This window comes from Aquiflexum gelatinilyticum (assembly GCF_024741135.1).
In the GTDB taxonomy this organism is placed as follows: Bacteria; Bacteroidota; Bacteroidia; order Cytophagales; family Cyclobacteriaceae; genus Cognataquiflexum; species Cognataquiflexum gelatinilyticum.
In genome coordinates, this window is record NZ_JANSUY010000005.1 from 168,339 (window position 1) to 186,724 (window position 18,386).

Annotated in this window: 10 protein-coding genes; 3 read left to right on the forward strand and 7 right to left on the reverse strand. The window is 39.9% G+C overall.

The window, feature by feature from the left end; translation table 11 throughout:
- Positions 1 to 138: 138 nt before the first annotated feature.
- Together NU887_RS09905 and NU887_RS09910 are read right to left on the reverse strand one after the other, a co-directional pair.
- Entirely contained in the window at positions 139 to 2,589 is a 2,451-nt protein-coding gene (locus tag NU887_RS09905; protein ID WP_258423205.1) for an ABC transporter permease, read from the reverse strand.
- A 314-nt stretch (positions 2,590 to 2,903) separates the two neighbouring features.
- Complete coding sequence (locus NU887_RS09910) at positions 2,904 to 4,565, reverse strand: carboxylesterase/lipase family protein (RefSeq protein ID WP_258423206.1); 1,662 nt, start codon at positions 4,563 to 4,565, stop codon at positions 2,904 to 2,906.
- 246 nt (positions 4,566 to 4,811) lie between these two features.
- On the opposite strand from NU887_RS09910, the gene NU887_RS09915 reads away from it, so the two are divergent.
- Entirely contained in the window at positions 4,812 to 5,435 is a 624-nt protein-coding gene (locus NU887_RS09915; protein ID WP_258423207.1) for a hypothetical protein, read from the forward strand.
- 32 nt (positions 5,436 to 5,467) lie between these two features.
- On the opposite strand, the gene NU887_RS09920 is transcribed toward NU887_RS09915, so the two are convergent.
- The 5 genes from NU887_RS09920 to NU887_RS09940 all read right to left on the reverse strand — a co-directional run bounded on the left by NU887_RS09920 (position 5,468) and on the right by NU887_RS09940 (position 15,173).
- Positions 5,468 to 7,837, reverse strand: a complete 2,370-nt coding sequence (locus NU887_RS09920) for an ABC transporter permease (RefSeq protein ID WP_258423208.1) — start codon at positions 7,835 to 7,837, stop codon at positions 5,468 to 5,470.
- Between the two features lie 69 nt (positions 7,838 to 7,906).
- The gene (locus tag NU887_RS09925; RefSeq protein ID WP_258423209.1) at positions 7,907 to 10,330 is read right to left on the reverse strand and encodes an ABC transporter permease; all 2,424 of its coding nucleotides are present in this window, start codon (positions 10,328 to 10,330) and stop codon (positions 7,907 to 7,909) included.
- A gap of 7 nt (positions 10,331 to 10,337) precedes the next feature.
- Entirely contained in the window at positions 10,338 to 12,698 is a 2,361-nt protein-coding gene (locus NU887_RS09930) for an ABC transporter permease (protein ID WP_258423210.1), read from the reverse strand.
- Positions 12,699 to 12,966: 268 nt separating this feature from the next.
- Complete coding sequence (locus tag NU887_RS09935; protein ID WP_258423211.1) at positions 12,967 to 13,665, reverse strand: ABC transporter ATP-binding protein; 699 nt, start codon at positions 13,663 to 13,665, stop codon at positions 12,967 to 12,969.
- 257 nt (positions 13,666 to 13,922) lie between these two features.
- Positions 13,923 to 15,173 (reverse strand): efflux RND transporter periplasmic adaptor subunit, encoded by a 1,251-nt coding sequence (locus NU887_RS09940; RefSeq protein ID WP_258423212.1) that lies wholly within the window; start codon positions 15,171 to 15,173, stop codon positions 13,923 to 13,925.
- Positions 15,174 to 15,618: 445 nt separating this feature from the next.
- Between NU887_RS09940 and NU887_RS09945 the strand changes: the two genes are divergently transcribed.
- Positions 15,619 to 17,007 carry a sigma-54-dependent transcriptional regulator gene (locus NU887_RS09945; protein ID WP_258423213.1) on the forward strand — a complete coding sequence of 463 codons (1,389 nt, stop codon included), beginning with the start codon at positions 15,619 to 15,621 and terminating at the stop codon, positions 17,005 to 17,007.
- Positions 17,008 to 17,110: 103 nt separating this feature from the next.
- Positions 17,111 to 18,352, forward strand: a complete 1,242-nt coding sequence (locus NU887_RS09950) for a sensor histidine kinase (protein ID WP_258423214.1) — start codon at positions 17,111 to 17,113, stop codon at positions 18,350 to 18,352.
- The last annotated feature ends 34 nt before the right edge of the window (positions 18,353 to 18,386 follow it).

Genomic DNA, 18,386 nt, shown 5'->3' on the forward strand with positions numbered 1-18,386 from the left:
TTGGTTAATGGTTGTAGTTGTTGTAATTGTTGTCTGCTTCGCGTTGTCAGGTTATCAGGTTGTCAGAATCTTGGTACTTGGTACTTAATACTTTGTTCCATTTTATAGTCTTGGCTCTTGCCTCTCGCTTCTCGCTTTTTAATCTGACTTTAAGGACTTCACAGGATTTGACCATGAAGACTTGATAGTCTGTGCACTTACTATAAAGACCGAGAAGAGAATTCCGATGAAAATCGCAACTATGAAAATCCAAATACTCATCTGCGTTTTGACAGCAAAATCATTGAGCCACTGCTGCATCATGTAATAGCTTACAGGAAGTGCCAAAATGATCCCAATGACTGTAATGCTGAGGAATTGCTTGTTGAAAAGCATGGAAATCTCCATCGTCGTCGCTCCCAATACTTTTCGGATACCTATTTCTTTGATCCTGCTCGCAATGGTCAGCGAAGCCATGGCGAATAATCCCAATCCGGCAATGATGATGGCCAAAATAGCTGCGATTGAAACCAAAGTTCTGAGGCTTTGATCTTGGGTATATTGGTTGGCTATGGTATCGTCCAAAAAACTGTAATTAAACGGATCCGAACCATAGACCGCTTTCCAAATGCCATTTATTTTGGAAACAGTCGCAGGTATGTCTTTTGACTGTATTTTGACAAAAATCTTTGGATTCATCTGCTCATTCATCATCAAAGAGTGCAAGCCAGGAAAGAAATTATCATGGGACAAAATCATGATCGCTGGAGACACCTCCCTGTACAAACTTTCAAAATGAAAATCCTTCACCAAGCCAATTGCCCTGTTTTCAGGAAATCCTCTTTTGCTTTCCAAGGAATTGCCAAAAACAGAATCCCATCCTAAAGCCGTCCTCATCGATTCATTCAATATAAATCCTCCTGTTCTGTCCGAAGGGATACTAGCCATGAAATTTCTACCTTCGATAAAATCCAGTCCGAAAATATCAGCAAAATTTTCATCTACAATATTGATCCTGAACTCAATGTTTTTGTCCTCCGGTGTATCAAATCCTGCACTGAACCAAGCATTGTCCCCATACATGGAAGTGGCCATTGCCACTTTTTCAACTTCAGACATCTTTTGTACTTCATTCTTGAAAACCTGCCCATATTCAAATCCTTTATTGATAAAATCCCCCAAACCTTGGGATGCAGGAGGAGGCACATTGATCTGAAGAATGGCGGTATGGTTGATTCCCAGCTCATGATTTTCTATGGTTTTCATTTGCCTATACATCACTAAAGTGCATGTAATCAGAAAAATAGAAATGAAAAACTGAAACCCAAGCAATGTCAATCGGAGACCCTGTTTGCCAAACTTTAGGCTCATATTTGATTTCAATACCTCTACCGGTTTGAATGAAGTGAGGAAAACAGCAGGATAAAAGCCTGCCAACAAGGCTATGAAAACTCCTAGACCCAAAATGATAAAGACCTGTACCGGCAAAAATGATATGGCCAAACCTGTATCCATCAACTTATTGAAAGTTGGCAGGAAGAATATTGCCAACAAAATTCCCAAGCCCAAAGAAGCAAAAGTGATCAGAACGGATTCAGCCATAAACTGACCAAAAAGCTGTCCGCTTCCTGCACCCATTGACTTCCTCACTCCCACTTCTTTGGCACGTCCTGCAGAATTGCCGATCGCCATCGTAGTAAAATTGATACAGGCGATCAAAATGATCAATAATCCTATTGCTCCCAAAATCCATAGAATCCTTGGATTCAAAACCGATGCTGTTCCTTCAGGAATATCGGTATTCATATGAATGTCGCTCAGTGGCTGAAGTGAAAAAGTATAATCAATCGGATCTTCTCTGTCAGTAAACAGCCTCTTGATATAAGCCTGCATAGCTTCTTCAAAGATTTTACCTTGGGCAGGTTCCTTCACCATGATATAGCCATCACCAAACACCATATACCAATGTTCCCTTTGTTCTGCTGTATACAAAATATCAGCATTGGTATCCAACATCAGCAATTCATAAGTCAAGCTGGAATTTGCTGGAGCATCCTCAATTACTCCTGCTACATTGAAGCTGACGAAGTCATTTGCAAGTCGGATCAAAAGGTTCTTTCCAACCGGATCTTCATCCCCAAAATATTTTTTGGAAGTGCTTTCTGACAAAATAATGTCAGCCCGCATTTCTGAGGATTTGGGATAACTTCCATTACGCATTTTAAATGAAAACATCTCAAAAAAAGCCGGACTAACCATCATCACTGATTGGTTGAATCCTTCCCCACCTTCCACTTTTGATAAAAAATTATTGGAAACCACATTGGTGAAAATCATTTCTGAACCGAAGTTCTCTTCCATTACAGGTTTCAATGCCAAAGGAATCCCGGAAGATTTGGTAACCTCAACTCCATTTTTATAGGTGGACAATACTCTGTAAACTGAATCCTTGGAATGATGGAAATCATCAAAGCTAAGCTGATGTTGGATGTAAAAAAATAACAACACCGTTGATGCCACTCCGATTGTCAGCCCCAATAAATTGATGGCCGTATAAGTCTTGTTTTTAAGCAGGTTACGGAAACCTATTTTAAGATAGTTCTTCCACATAGGTCGATATATTGTAATGGTAAATGACAGTTGGATATTTCCCAAAAGGGCTATTTAATTTTTTGGTTGGAATTTTATATAAGGTCCTTAACCATTGACATGCCAATCAAAAGATTTGAAATTGAGGAAATTAGGCCTATTTAATGATTAAAAAATTTGATATCCGAACAGGTTTGTACGTGTACGGACGAAAGTAAAAAAACCCAGAAATGTAAAAATCGAAAAACAAGAAATCGCTATTTCGAAAAAATAAAAAAAGACTGTCGGAATTGAACCGACAGTCTTGATGGTTTTATTGCAAACAACCTTAAAATCTACGCTTTAGGCAAAGTCATCCTCGCTGCCCTGTCAGGATCATTTTTGACTTCACAGGTATCATTGAGTACCATTGTTTCACCTTTATCGGGAGTGAATTTTGGCCAATTGGGCAAGGTTCCGGTGTTCGGGTTTCCTGTTTTCATAAAAGCCAAAAGGGATGCAGACATTTTATCCGAGAGCATTTTTGGCCGCTTTCCTCCGCCGGTATGGGTGTACATCCTGTCTGTATTGTCAAACCAAAAGCAGATGTCTATACAGTGAAAAGCCCTCATCCTACCATTGTAGAGATTAGGTTCCCAACCAAACCAAGCCATGTAAACGGGAGCTTTTTGTTTTGATTTGGCATTTCCGGTAGCCACTGCACCTTGCCGGTTGGAGGCAACCAAAGCCATGATTTCTGCAGGCTTTTTACCGGGAAAATTTGAATTGTAGGCATTTACGATTTCAGCGGTTTTGTCTCCAAATCTTGGTTTCAATTGTTCGATGACGCCGTTCAGGTCAATTGCTTCCAATTGCGGATTGGCCCTTGTTGCGCTCCATTCGTGGAAGGTGGTACAGATCATCAAAGGCATTTCTGAATCATGGCTGTTTGGGTTAGAGAAAAACTCTCCCTTAGGAATATTGACACCATCTGCCACTGGCCCAAAACCACCACGGAAACCTGGCTGAGGAAATTCCTTTCGCATCCTATCCATGGCTTTGTTTGCGATCGTCAGGTATTCCCTCCAAGGAATATCATGGAGTTTGTCAATGGAATCAGGGGTCAAACCTGCAGCTTCTACCACATATTGCCCTAATTTTCTGCTGTATTCCTGATCATTGGCTGTCAGCATACTTCCGCTCAAAGCTACACCCTTATGCACCAATCCTTTGGAAGCTGGCATCGCCATGGTTGCGGTCACTTTGGCGCCGCCACCCGACTGACCCATGATGGTGACATTGCCCGGATCTCCACCAAAGTTTGCAATGTTGTCCCTCACCCAGTGTAGTGAGGCAATGATATCAAGCATACTCACATTCCCAGAATGGGCATACTTGTCCCCTCCTACTCCGGAAAGGTCTGTAAACCCGATCGGACCGAGACGGTGGTTGATCGATACAAAAACCATGTCTCCGTTTTTGGCAAAATTTTCACCATGATAGCCGTCTTGTTCTATCGCATTACCATTGGTAAATCCACCTCCATGCAACCAAACCAATACGGGCCGCTTTTTTCCATCCGCTATGGCATTTGTCCATACATTGAGTTTGAGGCAATCTTCGCTAAGGTCATCATAGTTCCAATGGTCAGCAAAGGAATAATGCACATTGGCGTACCTGTTGTCCATGATTTGCGGTGCGGTATTTCCCCACCAGATCGTATCTTTGACCCCTTCCCATTTCTCAGGTTTTTGGGGAGGCATAAAACGGTTTTTACCAGCAGTATTGGCACCGTATGGCACACCCAAAAACGTATATACGCCATTGAGTCTGTATCCCTTAATTTTCCCAAAAGTGGTTTCGGCGACAGCTATGTCATCACCGATCTGTAGAAACTGCTCTCCATCAGCCATGTTTTCTGTTTGGGAGCTTGTTGCATTCGCTACAAATGGAACGGCAGCGATACCGGCAGTACCAATGCCGATTTTTTGTAAAAATTCACGTCGGTTATTCTTCATCAGGTTTATGGTTAAGAGTTTATTCTATTGTCTCAAATTGTGTAAATAGATATTCATTTCCTAACCATTCATCACTTTTCATCTAACGAGGCATTTAAACAGGACTTTCAAAAATTCTGATCAAACAAAAATTCATTTTAAGGATGAAAGATTAATTTCGGATTGAAATGTAACATTTGATTATCCAAATCATCATATTCTATCGATACTTTGTCCTTTTCATTCCAAACCCAACTGAAACAAAACATGCAGCAAATCAAGGATAATTTTTTGGCACAACTCGTCATAATTTATACCAGATATTTATTGGGAGGCGGATTTGTATTTGCCAGTCTGATCAAAATCAAAGGATTAAGATTTACGACTGAAAGCGGGGAAAATGAAGCTTTTGGAACTGCTTTTCATTTTTTTGAAACAATGTATCGGACAGGTATTTATTGGCAATTTTTAGGATGGGGACAATTGATAGCTGGATTGCTATTGATGACACAGCGCTATGCCAAATTGGGTACGGTGGTCAATTTACCGATTATCCTGAATGTCTTTGTGATCACTATTTCAATGGATTTCAATTACACCCCCGTCATCACAGGTATGATGTTGTTTGCCAATCTTGTTCTATTGGTATGGCATTGGAATGAATTGAGGACGTTGATAGATCTTCCTACGATACCAGACAGGCCTAACAGGCTCGAAGACCAAAAGTCTTGGGAGATCACAGGCTTGGTGTTATTCCTTTATACTGCCGGATATAGGCTTTTTACAGACAGGTATGACCCCATATTCTGGTTCGGAATCTGTGCATTAATCGGATTAGGGGGATTGGTTTTTGGATTGAAATTATCAAAAAACAAAAAACCCGAAGTGTAAAATACTTCGGGTTAAAAAGAGGATAATATTTATCACTCACTTTTAAGCGTATTTGCTGGATTTATTTGTGCTGCTTTGAGTGCCTGCATGGTGACTGTCAAGTATGCAATGGATAATATAACGCCAGCTGCCATTGGAATAAACCACCATTCGAAATCGATCTTATAAGCATATCCTGACAACCAATCCTGCATCAACCAATATCCAACCGCCGATCCTATCAAGATGGATACCGCTACGATCATGATAAATTCCCTGTTGATGACATTTAAAATGGAAGCTGTAGATGCGCCCAACACTTTGCGAATTCCTATTTCTTTTGTTTTTTGCTCTGCCACATGGGCGGATAAGCCAAATAATCCAAGACATGAGATCAGGATCGTCAGGATACTGAAGTACTTGGCCAAGTCCCTGATTCTTACGTCTTCATTATACATATTGGCATAATTTTCATCCATAAAGGTATATTGAAAAGGAAAATCAGGATTCAACTCTTCAGAAAGTGCTTTGATGGAAGCAATGGTCGTTTGAATATCTGCAGTATTCAATCTTACAAAGCCATTAGAACCAAATTCCCGGTCCAATAATATCACAACCGGTTCCATGTTTTGATGGAAACTCTGAAAATGGAAATCTTCCACCACTCCTGTGATTGTTCTTTCCTCTCCCCACATGTTAAATGAAACAGCCTCAGGATTATCATTAGTGATCAATTCATAAGCCCTTCTGTTAATAATTGCTCCCTGGACAGAATCAGCACCTTTTGCCGGATTAAAATCTTCACCGTGGATCAGTTTCATGCCGGTAGTTTCCAGAAAGTCATAATCCACCCGCATGATTTCAAATAAAGCATTGAATTCAGGATCCTTTCCTTCCCAATTCACTCCTCCCGTATTTGAGTTTCTTCCCAACAATGAATGGTTGGATTTTGAAACAGATTTGATATCCGGGTTTTGCTTCAACCTATTTTTAAAAGCATCATAATTTTCTTGAAGATTTCCTTCCAATGGGATGACCAGAAGTTGTTCTTTGTCATATCCCAGGTCTTGATTCAAGGCGAAATTTATCTGCTGGTAGACAACCACAGTGGCTACAATCAAGATGGTAGCGAGAATAAACTGGAACAAAACCAAACCCTTTCTGGCAATCGCAACTCCCTTGCCGGATTTGGTATGACTTCTGAAAACTGAAACCACTTTGGTGGCCGAAAGGTAAAATGCCGGATAGCTGCCGGCAACCAAGCCTGTAAATAACAACACACCAAGATATTGTATCCAAAAATTGGAGTCATCGTAAGGTATTTGCATCGTTTTACCTGTAAGGTCATTGAACACCGGCAAAGTCAGCTGTACGAGTAACAGAGCCAAAATGGAAGCAAAGAATGTAATCAAAAGTGACTCACTCAAAAACTGCTTGACTAAAGCACCCTTTTCGGCACCCACCACTTTTCTTACTCCTACTTCTTTGGCTCTTTTTTGGGATTTTGCGGTGGATAGATTCATGAAATTGATACATGCAATCAGCAACACAAACAATCCTATCAAAGCAAATAACTTAACATATTCAATTCTGCCGCCCTGCTGAATTCCGTCCTTGAATTCTCCATGGAGATAAAGTTCTTTTTGGGGATAGGCAAAAAGTTTGACATTACTGCCTTCGTTTCTTTCTAGTATAAAATTTTCAAGTTTTGCAGAAAACGCCTGCCAATCTGTTTGTTTATTCAACCGGACAATGGTACTCGGGCCATTATTTCCCCATTCTTTCAGCCAGGAATTATATGGTTTTTCGGACATAAACTTAAAAGGAAGCAAATATTCCAAAGTAGTGCTGCTGGTATTGGGTATAGATTCCAATACTCCCTGAACTACAAAAGGGGTTTCACCTTCTGATTCTTTGAGCAAGAGTGTTTCACCGATAACATCTGTTTTACCAAATAATTTAATGGCTGCTTCTTTGGTCAAAACGATATGGGTCTTTTCGGCGAGGGCCGTTTCCCTATTTCCATGGAGGAGGTCATATTGCAGAATATGGAGGTAATCTTCTCCCGCAAAGAACCCGTTCAGTTTGATTTTTGTATCTTCTTTTGCAAATAGTTTTTCTTCATGCCATGAAAATGTAGCTGCTTTTTCTACCTCCGGGAAGACATTCTTCAGTTCATCAGCCAATATTCCCGGCGTTGAAGTAGTCGTAAAAACATCAGCCCCGTACTTTTGATGCTCCATGATTCGATACACCTGATCAATTTCAGTAAAGTGACGGTTCATATTCAATTCACTTTTGACCCAAAGGCCGATCAGAATGGCAGCCCAAAGGCCAAGGGCCAAGCCAAAAAGGTTGATAAAGAAAGTAAGCTTATGCTTAGCAAAGCCCCTAATTGCGATCTTGAGGTAGTTGGCAAACATTGATAAATGTGGTTTAAGTTGGTTATCTTTTAATTGTATTTTTAATTTGATCTATTCCGAAATTCGAGATTATTCACTTTTTAAGATGCTGATAGGATTGGTACCGATGCTTTTAAAGGACTGGATCGCCACAGTAAAGATTGCCAATACAAAACATCCCAAACCGGCAGTCGCAAAAACCCAAAGCTCAAATGGAATTCTAAACGCAAAGTCATCCAGCCAGGTCGAAACCAGAAAATAAGCCATTGGAATGGCAATCAAACACGCTATCAAAATCAGCTTCATATATCCAGAGGACAAAAGCAGAAAAATTTCAGACTCCCCGGCCCCAAATACTTTTCTGATTCCGATTTCTTTTGCGCGCTGTTGTACGGAATATGCTGTCAACCCAAACAATCCCAAAAATGCAATGAATATGGACATGACAGTCAGCGCATTCATCAGCTTACCCATCTGCAATTCAGATTGGTAAACAGCCTGAAAATCAGCGTCAAGAAAAGAGTAATTCATGGGAACTCTTGGTTCAAACAGCTTCCAGTTTTCTTGCAACTCAGCAATGCCATCTTCAAAATTTTCCGGATTAAGCCTAACGGTGATGTAGTCCCGCAGAAAATAATCATCCATATATTCGATCACCAATGGTTTGATTTCCTGCCTGAGAGATTCAAAATTAAAGTCTTTCAATATGCCTACCACTTCCAATTCCGCCTCATCTTCATCTCCACGGTTTTTGATGATCTTTTGTCCAATTGCTTTGTCACTGATTCCCAACACTTTTGCAGCTTTTTCATTGATCAAAACTTTATACTTATCAGATCCGGCAATGTCAGTGAAATTTCGTCCTTCAACGATTTCCATGTTCAAAGTAGATACAAATTCATGATCAGCCTCATACCAATTCATGCCATTGTCGGTTATGATTTGGGGAAGATTAAAATTCCTCATTTGGAAATTTCCTGGAAGCGGAATACCTGTAGAAAAACTGAGTGAACTGACCGATGAACTTGAAGCAAACCTCCGTTTGAAATCTTCCCTTTCTTCGTTTTTGATTTCACCGTCATTGTGGATGATAAGCAGCTGCTCTCTGTCAAATCCCACATTTGTATTTTGGATAAAACTGAGTTGCCGCTGTACTACCAATGCGCAAATAATCAATATCAATGAAATGCTAAACTGAAAAACGACCAATCCACTTCTTAGACCGATGGTATTTTTACCCTGCATCTGTACTCCTTTGATGACCTTGAGAGGCTTGAAAGATGAAAGATAAAATGCCGGATAAAACCCTGCCATCAAAGTAAGAAGGATAATGAGGATAGGCGCTACTCCCCAAATCCATGAAAACTGAAAAATATTGAACTGAATCTGTTTATTGCTGATCTCGTTGAAAGTCCCATTGAGCAGCTCAACCAAAACCATTGCCAAGAAAGTACTGGCCACTACCAGAAAAAACGCCTCAGTCAAAAATTGACCAACCAATTGGAATTTACTTGAACCCATCACTTTTCTCACTCCCACTTCCATAGATCTTTTGGCGCCTTTGGCAGTGGACAAATTCATAAAATTGATACTTGCCAAAAGCAAAATGATGCCGGCTACAATTGAGAAAATGTTTACATAGCTTTCGTAACTATTGGCTTCATGCTCCCTTAGCAAATGGGAATGGAGGTGGATATCTTGGACAGGCTGAAGGCCAAAAAAGAAATCAGTTCCTGACTGTTCACCCGATAGTCTTGGCACAATTTGATCCGTCACTACCTGTCCAAGTTTTCCTTCAACTGATAAGACTTCTCCATTTGGAATCTTGACATAAGTATGTAAGATTGACCACATCCAATTGTCCATCAGGAAAATTTCCCTGTGCATATCGAGGTTGTGAACCAGCATATCAAAATGAAAGTGGGATTGCACAGGGATATCCTTAATAACTGCACCCACCATGGCGAGATCAGTAGATCCGGATCCAATAAGTATGTTTTTTCCTACCGCCTCTCTGGCTGTAATGTCTCCAAAATACCTTTTGGCCGTTGATTCTGTAAGAATGACACTTTTACCACCTGATAGGGAATTAGGATTTCCCGCCAGGATTTCAAAATCAAAAACTTCGAAGAAATTAGGCTCAGCATAGAACACTGATGCTTCTCTAAATATCTGATCCGCATTGGGGCCTGATTCGGGCTGAACAGTAAAATCATTCCATTTTAATATCCTTGTGACTGCTTCAACCTCCGGAAAATTTTCACCCAAAACCCTGCCAAGTGGTGGCGGCGCAGTGGCATACTGAGAACCTTCTCCTATACCCCAATGAGAAGTCACCCGATAGATGCTTTCAGAATGACCATAAAAACGATCATAACTTTTTTCATCTACGATAAAAAATAAAATCATAAAAAATCCTGCAATGCCAATTGTCAGTCCTGAAATATTCAAGATGGTAAACATCCTGTTTTTGTTTAGGGCTCTCCAGGCTATGAGAAAATGGTTCTTTAACATGAGGCTATCATTCGGATGACAAAGAGTTTACGGGATTGGCAGTTGCGGCTTTGAAGGCTTGAAAACTGACCGTAATCAAAGCTATAGAAAGAAGCACGGCTGCAGATCCTACAAAAATCCACCAACTCAGGTTGGTCTTATAAGCATAACCTTGGAGCCAAGCTTGGGAAAGATACCATCCCAATGGAACCATGACCACAATGGAAATCAGTACCAAAAGGATGAAATCTTTGACAATCATGGTCAAAATTCCGCTGATCGAAGCTCCAAGGACTTTCCTGACTCCGATTTCTTTTTTGCGGTTTTCTACTGTGAAAGCCGCCAATCCAAACAAACCCAAACAGGAAAGGAAAATTGCTGCCAATCCAAAATATCTGGCAAGTTTTGAAATCCGCTGTTCCTGTAGGTATAAGGACTGAAAATCTTCATCCATAAAGCTGTAATCCATCTTTTGGGCATTCAGATTTTCAAACAATCCTGATACCGAGGCAATGGTCTCTAGCTGATTTTCGGGATTGATTCTGATGATGATTTTTTGGGCAAATGCTTTGTCATATTTCAAAAAGGCAGGCTTGACATTTTCTTTCAGTGATTCGAAATGAAAATCCTTCAAAACCCCTATTACTTCCATGTCATTTCCCCAAAGATTGACTGTAGCACCAATGGGTTCTTCCAGCCCGATTACTTTTACCGCTTCCTCATTGAGGATGATTTTTGAACTTTCATCTCCAAAATCCCTTGAGAAAGACCTTCCTTTCAAAATTTCAAAATCCATTGTTTCGATCAAATCCATATTGACCGTGATGTTCTCAAATTTGACCTGTTCATCGGGATTTTTCCCTTCCCAACTCAGCCCAATAGTCGAGCTCATCAAACCTACGAGGGGATGGGATAGACTTGATGCATTTTCAACCCCCGGGATTCCTTTTACCTGATTCAAAAATGATTCAAGTTGTGTGTCTGAAAGAGAGGAGGAATTGACTTGAAGCAAATGGGATTGGTTGTAGCCAAGGTTCTGGTTTTGGATATAAGCCATCTGTCGTCCAATCACAGAAATCCCAATAATCAAAAGCAGGGAAATTGAAAATTGAAATACGACCAAGCCCTTTCTAGCCAAAAGTTCTCCAAAGCTTCCTTTGATGTTACTTTTCAGGATTTGGATAGGTCTGAATTTGGACAAATAAACTGCCGGATAAATCCCTGCAATTAAGCCTGTGATGGCCCAGATCAAAACCAACATCAGAATTTGAGGCAAATCCAAGTTGAGATTGAGTTCTTTGAGAGTAACCTGATTGAAAAATGGCTGTAATATCATTGCCAAAACCAAAGCAAGAATCATCGCAATTAAGGACAAAAGCATAGACTCGACTATGAATTGGCTAAATAAACCGCCTCTGCTTGCCCCCATAGATTTTTTGACTCCAATTTCTTTGAGCCTATTCATGGCCCTTGCAGTGGTCAGGTTCATGAAGTTGATACAGGCAATCAATAGAATGAAGAATGCAATGGCCGAAAAAATCCAGACATAATTGATCCTTCCTCCTACCACTTTCCCATCTTCAAATGTCCCATAGAGGTAATTGTCTTCAAAAGCCTGGACAAAAGGAGTCACATTACTTTCTACCTTCCTATCCTTTAAGAAGTTGGCAATTTGGGCATTAAAGGAATCAATATCAGTTCCTTCCCTCAGTAATAAAAATGTTCCTGCATTAAAATTGTCCCAATGTGCACCGTCACCGAGCATTTTTTTGAAGTAGGGAAAAGAAAGTAGAAATTCTGGTTTATCTATATCATAAGAGCCAAAATCCTTATATACACCCCTCACTATTACTTCATTTCCAAATTCAAAAACTGTCCATTTCAGGGTTTTTCCAACGGCTTCTCCGGAAGAACCGAATATCCTGATTGCTGTTGATTCAGACAAAACCACCGAATTTATGTCTGAAAGAGCTTTCGATTTATCCCCATCCAAAAATTCGACACTGAACATTTCCAGGTATTCCTGATCGACAAATAAACCATCAGCGACCTGCACATCATTTCCATCATCAAAAGAAACTCCTTCAATGTATGGTGAAATCGCCGCTGCCATTTCAACTTGAGAAAGTTCAGCTTCCATGGCTTCAGCCATTTCTGCAGGAGTGATTCCAATGGTAACGATTCCTGTGGAATTGGCATGGTTGGTAAATACAGTGTAAATCCTATCTCCGAGTACATGGTATCTGTTTATGCTCAATTCATCTTTGACCCACATCATGATCAAAATCACTGTGGTCAATCCCATAGTGAGCCCAAGCAGGTTGATCACGAAAGTCAATCTGTGCTTTTTGAAACTTCTAATGGCAGTTTTGAGATAGTTGGTGAGCATGGCGTGGGAAGTGTGGAAGTTGGGAGGTTGATAATGTTGTAATTATTCTAGTTGATGTCGCTAGCTGTATGCAGCTTTCTAGGTACAGAAATAAAAATCTTCAACAATCGGGAAAAGCCGAATAGCCTCTTTAACTAGGTTCAAATCAAGAGAGATTAACAATGTTTTGAGAATCTCTCTTGATAAAGTATGTATCTAAGACAATCAATTATAAATACTGCTTTTGAAATTACCAGGTAACAAAAGTCTTGTGTCTTATATCTATTTTTCAAATATGAAACTGCTCCCTGATATTCTCAGTCACCACTTTTCCATCGAATAGATTGATGATACGGTGGGCATAGTTCGCATCATGAGGGGAGTGTGTTACCATCACAATGGTGGTTCCTTCATTATTCAATTCTTCCAAAAGCCTCATGACTTCTTCGCCGTTTGCTGAATCAAGATTTCCTGTAGGTTCATCGGCAAGGATCACTGAAGGTTTAGCGACAATGGCACGGGCGATAGCTACCCTCTGTTGCTGACCACCTGAAAGTTGTTGCGGAAAGTGGTCTTTTCGATGCATGATGTTCATTCTGCCCAAAACTTCTTCTACCCTTCTTTTCCTTTCGTCTGCAGGTGTTTTGAGGTACAGAAGTGGAAGTTCAACATTTTCAAATACAGTCAATTCGTCGATGAGGTTAAAGCTTTGGAATACGAAACCGATATTTCCCTTTCTCAACTGAGAGCGTTGTCTTTCAGAAAATTTGGCAACCTCATTTTCGATGAAATAATATTGGCCTGAATCGGGATTGTCAAGCAGTCCGATGATGTTAAGCAAAGTAGATTTGCCACAACCTGATGGGCCCATGATGGCGACGAATTCTCCTTTTTTGATTTCTATCTGGATATCGTCCAGTGCTGTGGTTTCTACTTCCTCCGTAGTGTAGAGTTTTCGGAGATTGACGGTTTTAATGATGTTTTCCATGATTCGTGTGGTATGATGTGCTGATTAATTTATAAGTTTTATTATTGTTTTTTGATACACTTGCGATCTGCAATGAGCAATGGATAGTTAAATTTTTTCTGATAATTTGTGGTTTTTCATTCAAAATTTTCAACACAGGAATTAATCTGACAAATGGCTTAATCGTTTATTAAATAATCAATACAACTAAATTCTTTAATCGGACTGAGATATTTACATTGCCTGAAGCCAACAAGTGCCTTTCGACTTACTTCCCGCTACTTCAAATTCAAAACCTCATTTTTTCCAAAATTCTCATATCCACTGACGATGACGCGGTCGCCCGGCTTGAGACCTTCGATTACTTCATAATGTTCTGGATTTTTACGGTTTAGCCTAATGTTTCGCTTTTCCGCAATGCCGGTAGACTCATCCACGACAAATACCCAATTCCCTCCTGTATCTTTGTAAAACCCTCCTGTTGGTAATAAGATGGCTTGTTTGCTTTCGCCAAGTTCAAGGCCAATTCTTACTGTTTGTCCCCTTCGGATTCCGGATGGTGTCTCCCCTGTAAAAACCATGTCGACCTCAAATCTTCCACCTGTGACATTGGGATAGATTTTATCGATTTCAAGTTCGTAACTGCTTCCAGAGAATGTGAAAGTGCCTTTTAATCCTGTACTTATCCTTGGAAGGTACAATTCGTCTATCTGTACTTTTACTTTGAATTTATCCAGAATATCAATCTGACCATATCGCTCCCCGGCATTGATAGATTGTCCAACCTCAATTTGCTGGGTAGATAACTGACCAGAAATCGGAGCCCTGACAACAAGGTTATCGAGAATGTGACCTACTCCATTGAGAGACTGATTCATTCTGTTTTCAGAATCATAAAGCTGTCGTTTTTGAGCTACTCTTGAAACTGAATCATTTCTATAGGCCACGTATGTCAATTTTCTTCTTTTGACATTGTACTCATATTGTTCTTTCACCTCTTCAAATTCACGATCTGATACCAGTTTTTTGGAATGAAGTTCCTTAAACCTTTCGTATTGAGGTTTAAGCAGGCTGATTTGATAATCAATTTCGGCAAGTTGCCCTTGTTGGCTTAAATCATTTTGATCCAACTGAAGCCTGACTTGTCTGAGGTTGTTAATTTGGAAGTAGAGGCCTGATTCCCTTTCCATCACCTCCAATTGCAGTTTGCTATTAGAAAGTAACAATATCGTGTCACCTCTATCGACTATGGCACCTGATTCTCGGATAATTTTTGAAATATTACCACCTTCTAAAGCATCTAAGAAAAAAACTTCCCCTGGTTCAATCGTCCCGCTTACCGGAATGTAATCAGTGTATTCTCCTTCTATGACAGTGGCAATGGTAATCCTGTCCTTATTGACATTCATAGAAGACCTTGAGTCGGCAAAAAACAATTGGTAAATGATAAAGGCCAACAGGAGTGTGCTTCCTGTGATGATAGCGATGAACTTTGGAGTCCACGTCTTTTTCTCAATCTTCCTATCCATTATAAATTTTCAGTTTTACTTTGACTCTCAATAGCCAATTAACATGCCATCAAAAAAACCGCTCAAAAACAACCAAAAAGGGCATATCCTATTTTTAGCTTGAGATTTTTCGAACAAAAACGTCCGCCTGCGACCAAAGAATGAATAAATCAGTGCAATTATTCGTGGAAAAAATTTCCTATAGATTTAATAAAAACTGCTTAAATTCAATCCATTGAGCGATTTTGAAATGATATTGTCCGTTTGTATCATTTCGGTACAAGTTTTGGCATTCTGAAGTAGGAAATACGAAATGTGAAGTGCGATGGTCCTTTCTAAAATGAAGATCAAAAGCAATTTATTTCGGCTGTTAAAAAAATTGCTTTGCCTCTATATACTTCACTCTTTCTCAAATCTCGTGTATCCATGTCTCACATCTCACGTCTAATATCTCTTGTCTAATTTTATGAAAGAAAACAAACCAGGTAAAATCCTCATCGTCGATGACAACGAGGATTTGTTAAAAGCTGCCAAAATATTTTTAAAGAGGCACTTTGGTCAAGTGGATACAGAAACCAATCCAGGTCTACTGCCAGTACTCATTATCAATGAGCAATACGATGTGATCCTTTTGGATATGAATTTTACCAAAGATGTCAGCAGCGGACAGGAAGGATTCTATTGGTTGGACAGGATTTTGGAACTTGATTCTTCTGCAGTGGTCGTATTGATTACGGCATACGGGGATGTGAATACGGCCGTTAAAGCCATCAAAGAAGGTGCAACAGACTTTGTTTTGAAACCTTGGGAGAATGAAAAATTACTCGCAACACTGAACTCAGCGCTTCAGCTGAGACAATCAAAACTTGAGATATCTCAATTAAAAACCCAACAGCAACAACTCTATCAAGACATAGACAGCAAATTCAAAGACATCATCGGACAAAGTTCTTCCATGGTCAAGGTCTTTGAAACAATAGAGAGAGTCGCTGCTACTGATGCCAATGTGTTGATTTTGGGAGAAAACGGTACAGGAAAAGAAATGATTGCCCGTGCCATTCATAGGCATTCCAAAAGACACCGCGAGGCATTTATAGGCGTGGATTTGGGATCTATTACAACTACTCTTTTTGAAAGCGAGCTTTTCGGACACAAAAGAGGTTCATTTACAGATGCCAAGGAAGACAGGGCAGGAAGATTTGAGCAGGCAAATAAAGGCACATTGTTTTTGGATGAGATCGGAAATCTCCCTCTCCCTCTCCAATCTAAACTTTTGGCTGCATTACAAAATAGAGAAGTAACCCGTGTAGGTGCCAATAAAGCAATTCCTGTAAATATCAGGTTGATTTCTGCCACCAATATGCCTATCCACAGCATGGTCTATGAGAATACATTCAGGCAGGATTTACTCTATAGAATCAATACGATCGAAATTACCTTGCCTCCCCTGCGGGAGAGATTGGAAGATATCCCACATCTTGCCAATCATTTTATCGAGGTCTATTCTAAAAAATACAATAAAGAAATCCGAAAAGCCGGTGAAGCATTGATCAAACGCATGCAAAAATATCATTGGCCTGGAAATATCCGTGAACTTCAGCACAGCATCGAACGGGCAGTTATCATGACTACTCATGGTGTGTTACAGCCTGAGGACTTATTTATGCAAAAGCAGCTTAGTCCTGAAAAACAAGAGGAATTGGTCAGCTTAGACCATTTGAATATAGAAGATGTAGAAAAAATATTGATCAGAAAAGCCCTTCAAAAACACAACGGCCATATCACCAGAGCGGCTGAAGAATTGGGATTGACCAGGTCATCATTGTATAGAAGATTGGAAAGGTATGGGCTTTAGGTCATTTTCAATAGGTATTTTAATTCGTGTTTTGCTGATCGTGGTCTTTGCCTATTTGGGCCTGTTTTTTTTCTTTAAAGAACAGTCCATGGTTCAAACCATTATGTTTTCAGTAATTGTTTTCTTTTTGGTACTCAATCTGATTTCTTATGGAAATACCACAAACAGGAAAATAACCCGGTTTTTGGAATCAATCCGTTATTCTGATTTTTCATCATCATTTACCAAAGACAGCAAACTTGGAAATTCATTTAAAGAAATGAACATGTCTTTCAATGAAGTCATTGAGGCATTCAAAAAAACAAGGGCAGAAAAGGAAGAGCAAATGCTTTTTCTCCAGATCATGATCCAGCATATCAATACTGGGATATTGTCTTTTGATAGTCAGGGACGAATCGGTGTGATCAATGGAGAAGCCAAGCAGCTGCTTCAGATACCGCAATTCAAAGACATCAACGATTTGGGGAAGTTATCTATTGATTTATTAAAAAATGTCCTTTCTCTGAAGCCGGGGGGTTCATTTTCTATCAAAATCAACAACGAACTCCATCTTAACGTGCAGTCAGCTTCTTTCAAAATGGAAGGCAACAGTTGGACTTTACTTTCTTTTCAAAATATTCGTTCTGAATTACAAAAGAATGAATTAGAGGCATGGCAAAATCTGACCAAAGTCCTCCGCCATGAAATCATGAATTCAATGACGCCGATAGCGAGTCTTGCAAATTCATTGGGAACTATCCTGGAGGAAGATATCCACGAGGAGGAAACAGGGGAATTGATCCTTGAGAAAGACAGTTATGTTGACCTATGTGAAGGCCTGGAAACCATCTCCAAACGCAGTTCCGGATTGGTTGATTTTGTAAATGCATACAGGGATTACACCAACATCCCACAGCCGGTTTTAAAGAGATTTGCTGTCCAACAGTTATTTGAAAACATCTGTGTTTTGCTGAAGGAAGAATTGGCGAAATCAGGAATACAGCTTCAGACAGAAATAAGTCCAAAAGAACTTGAATTGTTGGCTGATCAGGATTTGATACAGATGATTTTGATTAACCTGGTGAAAAATGCAAAAGAGGCCATGGAAAAATCAAACACAAAAACGATTATTCTAAAGTCAGGAATAAACAGCCAATCTTTCCCATTTATACAAGTGATAGATTATGGAGAAGGGATTGTTCCTGAAGCCTTGGAAAGGATTTTTGTCCCTTTTTTCACTACCAAAAAATCCGGCAGCGGTATCGGTTTGGCCATTTCCCGTCAGATCATGAACCTTCACAAAGGAAATCTTGAAGTGGAGTCAATTCCCGGACAAAGGACTGTTTTTACGATGAAGTTTGGGTGATAGAGACTTTTTTTTGATCTTATTTCATTTCTTA

Bases quoted from the DNA above. Each gene is read 5' to 3' on its own strand.
- NU887_RS09920 (WP_258423208.1), bottom strand. From the start codon at position 7,837: ATGTTTGCCAACTACCTCAAGATCGCAATTAGGGGCTTTGCTAAGCAT.
- NU887_RS09915 (WP_258423207.1), top strand. From the start codon at position 4,812: ATGCAGCAAATCAAGGATAATTTTTTGGCACAACTCGTCATAATTTAT.
- NU887_RS09935 (WP_258423211.1), bottom strand. From the start codon at position 13,665: ATGGAAAACATCATTAAAACCGTCAATCTCCGAAAACTCTACACTACG.
- NU887_RS09950 (WP_258423214.1), top strand. From the start codon at position 17,111: ATGTTTTCAGTAATTGTTTTCTTTTTGGTACTCAATCTGATTTCTTAT.
- NU887_RS09940 (WP_258423212.1), bottom strand. From the start codon at position 15,173: ATGGATAGGAAGATTGAGAAAAAGACGTGGACTCCAAAGTTCATCGCT.
- NU887_RS09925 (WP_258423209.1), bottom strand. From the start codon at position 10,330: ATGTTAAAGAACCATTTTCTCATAGCCTGGAGAGCCCTAAACAAAAAC.
- NU887_RS09905 (WP_258423205.1), bottom strand. From the start codon at position 2,589: ATGTGGAAGAACTATCTTAAAATAGGTTTCCGTAACCTGCTTAAAAAC.
- NU887_RS09910 (WP_258423206.1), bottom strand. From the start codon at position 4,565: ATGAAGAATAACCGACGTGAATTTTTACAAAAAATCGGCATTGGTACT.
- NU887_RS09930 (WP_258423210.1), bottom strand. From the start codon at position 12,698: ATGCTCACCAACTATCTCAAAACTGCCATTAGAAGTTTCAAAAAGCAC.
- NU887_RS09945 (WP_258423213.1), top strand. From the start codon at position 15,619: ATGAAAGAAAACAAACCAGGTAAAATCCTCATCGTCGATGACAACGAG.